This is a genomic window from uncultured Bacteroides sp. (genome assembly GCF_949298305.1).
GTDB lineage: Bacteria > Bacteroidota > Bacteroidia > Bacteroidales > Bacteroidaceae > Bacteroides.
This window is the reverse complement of sequence record NZ_CASFWU010000148.1, coordinates 1-4,033: the sequence shown is the minus strand read 5'-3', so window position 1 is coordinate 4,033 and position 4,033 is coordinate 1. Positions and strand designations below refer to the sequence as shown.

General features: G+C 50.8%; 6 protein-coding genes. 2 read left to right on the top strand and 4 right to left on the bottom strand.

The genetic code is table 11. The features are described 5' to 3' along the window. Positions 1 to 346: biopolymer transporter ExbD (locus tag Q1Y74_RS13660; protein WP_300814842.1), on the top strand; the 346-nt coding region annotated here is incomplete at its 5' end. A 102-nt stretch (positions 347 to 448) separates the two neighbouring features. Here Q1Y74_RS13660 and Q1Y74_RS13655 read toward each other — a convergent pair. Next, positions 449 to 991: a GNAT family N-acetyltransferase gene (locus Q1Y74_RS13655; protein ID WP_300814841.1), complete on the bottom strand. Its 543-nt coding sequence runs from the start codon at positions 989 to 991 to the stop codon at positions 449 to 451. A 66-nt stretch (positions 992 to 1,057) separates the two neighbouring features. Next, positions 1,058 to 2,335, bottom strand: a complete 1,278-nt coding sequence (locus Q1Y74_RS13650; RefSeq protein WP_300814840.1) for an IgA Peptidase M64 — start codon at positions 2,333 to 2,335, stop codon at positions 1,058 to 1,060. A 238-nt stretch (positions 2,336 to 2,573) separates the two neighbouring features. Between Q1Y74_RS13650 and Q1Y74_RS13645 the strand changes: the two genes are divergently transcribed. After that, entirely contained in the window at positions 2,574 to 3,056 is a 483-nt protein-coding gene (locus tag Q1Y74_RS13645; RefSeq protein ID WP_300814839.1) for an Lrp/AsnC ligand binding domain-containing protein, read from the top strand. Between the two features lie 6 nt (positions 3,057 to 3,062). Here the strand turns inward: Q1Y74_RS13645 and Q1Y74_RS13640 are convergent, their stop codons facing one another. Both Q1Y74_RS13640 and thyA read right to left on the bottom strand, forming a co-directional pair. Next, a complete protein-coding gene (locus Q1Y74_RS13640; protein WP_300814838.1) occupies positions 3,063 to 3,551 on the bottom strand; it encodes a dihydrofolate reductase in 489 nt (162 codons plus the stop codon). Between the two features lie 20 nt (positions 3,552 to 3,571). Then, positions 3,572 to 4,033, bottom strand: a 462-nt coding sequence (thyA, locus tag Q1Y74_RS13635) for a thymidylate synthase (RefSeq protein ID WP_300814837.1), incomplete at its 5' end; no start/stop codon positions are given.

Here is a 4,033-nt window from a genome sequence, read left to right as displayed (position 1 = left end):
AACATTAAAGGTTGAGTTTAAGGTTCCGCAAGGTACAGAATTGGAAAAACTGGAGAAGAAATCATTGGTTACGTTCATCTATGTAGGAAAGCCTACTGCCGAATTCCGTAAGAAGTTAGGTAATGAAAGCCGTATCCAGTTGAACGATAGTTATGCAGAGGTTTCTGAGATTCAGGACTACATCATTGGTGAACGTGCCAGTATGAAGGAAGAAGACCAGCCTCAGATGACTGTTTCTTTGAAGGTAGACCAGGATACCAAGATGGGTATCGTGACCGATATCAAGGAAGCTCTTCGTAGAGCTTATGCATTGAAGATCAACTATTCTGCACAACAGCGTCAGTAATCGGTTGATTTGAAATAGAATAGAAAAGAAGGTGTGTCAAAATGCGCACCTTCTTTTTTTTTGCACAAAGTTCCGACTTTCGTAAGTTGGACTTTGTTTTTTTCATTTTTCAATCACCGCACGATAGACTTCTCTGTATATCTCTTTTCTGACTCTTGCGAAATCTTTCTCACATTTCAACGATCCATGTGCCATGAGATACATTGGCAGCCAGCTGTCTCCGGACTTGTAGGGAGGCTGGAGGTAGTCTCTTGCCCATAGTGTGAATCCTTGCCTTTGGTAGAAGCCTATTCTTCGACGGGCCATTTCGTTATCGGGCATTTCTACTTCGAGCACGATGGGTGCCTGCAGCAGGCTGCACAGGTATTTCAATACCCTCTTGCCGAATCCGCCGTTCCGTTGTGAAGGGTGGATGGCGAAATGCTCGATGTAGTGGAAACCGTCGAAATCCCAGTAAGTGAGTAGCCCGATGGGGCTTCCGTCGTTCAAGATGGCGTTGTTGTGGAAGTTTGGTTGCCGGTCGGTGTATATTCGCAGTTCTTCCAGATTGCGGTATTCGTCAGAAGGGAAAGAGCTGACCAGAAGTTCTTCCATGTAATGATACAATGCCGTTTCGGCTGTTGTAATGGGTAGCAGACTGAGCATTTTGTTGTAGGATTTGAAGGAAAACTGCACCGAAAAGGCGTTTCCGGTGCAGTATGTTGAAAATTCTTATTTGGTATAGAAGTCGATGATTCGTTGAATGGCCCGTTGGCAAACGGGGCAGAAAGTGGGGTAGCTGTTGGTACGCATCCGGCAGTCGTCGGCAGGGCGATAGATGCCTTTGGCTGAGTAGCCGCCTCCTTCATATACGCCTACCGGATACTTCTCGCTTTGGTCTGTCGGGGTGGGAATAGGTGTCCTTTGTGGAACCATGTCTTCCCATTTGGCGGCAAAGTTCTTGCGGGTACTGATGTTCTGTTCCCACGGCTCTACGTCCAGCGGATAGGTGTCCGTCATCACGTCGTCGTCATAGAAATACTCGTCTGCCAGTCCGCCGAAGCTGTGGCCGAATTCGTGTACCACGACGGGACGGAACTGCGGGTGATGGGCGGTTGTCAGTGTGTACGAATTGTAGATGCCTCCTCCGCCATACTCGTCTGTGTTGGCCAGGATGATGATGTGCTCATAGGGGATGCCTGCCAGCGCGTCGTGTATGGATTTCACACGCGAGGTAGTCAGGTAGCGGTCGGAGTAGAACGTGCTGAAGTGCGAACTGAAGGCGGTGCGTTTCCATTCTCCCAGTCGGGGTACGCTGACGCCGCTGTCTTCCGAAGGTGAAGTTACGGCTACGATGTTGAACCGTTTCTTCATGCTTTTGAAGGGTTCGTGGTCGAACAGGCTTTCGCAGGCGATGGCGGCATCCTGATAGAAAGTCTCCATCTCCTCTTTGGTATAACCTTCGGCCAGAATGGCTACGTCGATGCATTTCTCGGGTGTACCGCTTTGCAGCAGGTATTTGTGCGGTGTGACGTGCGAAGTGCCTTTGCTGTGTATCAGTATGTCGTCCGGGTTGACCGTGTGCTTCAGCGTGGCTCTTACTCCCCTTCTGGGATTGAGCAGCGTCACTTCCACCTCTGCCGGCTGCAACGGGTAGGGGAGCAGAAAGCTGTTTTCAAATCCTTTGGTGGTTGTTTTCGCCTCGTCAGTCTCCAGCCATTCCTGGAAAAGGGACGAGAAAGAGGTGGTGTAGATGGTCTTTCCGCTGGCTTTGTCCCTCATCACAATCTGACCGTTTCCCTGCAGGGGAAGTTCGGACAGTCGGTGCCTGCGTCCGGCCCAGGTAGGCAGTGATGAAAGTTCGTCCAGGCAGATTTCCTGTTTGTCGGCGTTGCCGGTGAAGAGATAGTCCACCCGCAGTGTCTTGTCTGCAAAGTAGTCCGTAAAGCCCTGTGCGCAAGTAGTTGCCGCAACCAGCACACATGCGAATAGTAAACTCAGTTTTCTCATATTCTTAGTTTTAGATGTTTTTACAAAGATAGTATTAACAGGCTGTTTTCCCCAATTTTTATGCCGGCTTTTCTTGCTTGTGTATCTGCCTGACCGACTTTTTTCTGCAATTTTATTCATTGCAACTCATTAAAAGTTATAAATCGTATTTTTTCTTATGGAAAAATGGCTAACTTTGCGCAATGCCGTGTAATAAAACGGCAATGTATAAGTTGTTCATTAATTATATTTTTTTGAAATGGGACATCATCAACTGGACACTCTGGACGAACAGATATTGAAACTGATTGCCGACAATGCGCGTATACCTTTTCTGGAAGTGGCCCGTGCCTGCAACGTATCGGGTGCTGCCATCCACCAGCGCATTCAGAAGCTGACCAATCTGGGTATATTGAAAGGTTCGGAATATATCATAGACCCTGAAAAGATAGGGTATGAGACGTGTGCCTATATTGGCATTTATCTGAAAGATCCGGCTTCGTTCGATTCCGTTACAAGGGCCTTGGAGGCTATTCCTGAAGTGGTGGAGTGCCATTTCACAACAGGCAAGTACGACATGTTCATCAAACTCTATGCCCGCAACAACCATCACTTGTTGAGCATCATTCACGACAAGCTTCAACCGCTGGGGCTGTCGCGCACGGAGACGCTGATTTCCTTCCACGAGGCCATCAAGCGGCAGATGCCCATACTGATGGATGAAGAAGACGAGGAGGAGTAGTCCTCGTCAGCGGCGGATGTAGTCGGTAAAAGTATAAGGGCAGGGATGCTTCTCGTCTGCAGCGTGGGCTTCTCTGCTTTTTTCTTGCCACATCGCCGGGTCTACGGGCGGAAAGTAGGCGTCTGCCTGCGGAGCTTCCGCGTCAATCTCGGTCAGGCAAAGACGGTCGGCCAGCGGGAGCGCCTGTCTGTACACGCTGGCGCCTCCGATGATGTACACCTCCTCTTCCTCTGCACAGCTTTCCAGAGCCTTCTCCAGGCTGGTGAACACTTCGGCTCCGGGGCAGGAGGCTGAGGCGTTCGACGAGAGTACCACGTTGCGGCGGTTGGGCAGCGCGCCTTTGGGCAGCGACTCGAAGGTCTTGCGCCCCATGATGATGGTGTGTCCCGTGGTCAGGGCCTTGAAGCGTTTCAGGTCGTTGGGCAGCCAGAACAACAGTTTGTTTTGGTAGCCGATGGCCATGCGGCGGTCTACGGCGGCAATGATGCTTATCATTTTCTTCTTTTTTGCTTGGGTTAGACGGATACCTTGCCCGCAATGTGCGGGTGCGGGTCGTAGTTCACCAGTTCAAAATCTTCGTAACGGAAGTCGAAGATACTCTTCACGTCAGGGTTGATTTTCATCTGCGGCAGGGGACGCGGTTCGCGCGTCAGTTGCAGCTTCACCTGTTCCAGATGGTTCAGGTAGATATGTGCGTCGCCCAATGTGTGAATGAAGTCTCCGGCTTTCAGTCCCGTCACCTGTGCCATCATCTGCAGCAGCAGGGCATAAGAGGCAATGTTGAACGGCACGCCCAGGAAGGTGTCGGCGCTGCGCTGGTAGAGTTGCAGGCTCAACCGTCCGTTGGCCACGTAGAACTGGAAGAAGGTGTGGCAGGGCGGCAGGTTCATGTTGTCCAGGTCGCCCACGTTCCAGGCGCTCACGATGATGCGGCGCGAGTCGGGATTGTGCTTGATGGTTTCCACCGCTTCGCTGAT

Bases quoted from the DNA above. Each gene is read 5' to 3' on its own strand.
- Q1Y74_RS13650 (WP_300814840.1), bottom strand. From the start codon at position 2,335: ATGAGAAAACTGAGTTTACTATTCGCATGTGTGCTGGTTGCGGCAACT.
- Q1Y74_RS13645 (WP_300814839.1), top strand. From the start codon at position 2,574: ATGGGACATCATCAACTGGACACTCTGGACGAACAGATATTGAAACTG.
- Q1Y74_RS13640 (WP_300814838.1), bottom strand. From the start codon at position 3,551: ATGATAAGCATCATTGCCGCCGTAGACCGCCGCATGGCCATCGGCTAC.
- Q1Y74_RS13655 (WP_300814841.1), bottom strand. From the start codon at position 991: ATGCTCAGTCTGCTACCCATTACAACAGCCGAAACGGCATTGTATCAT.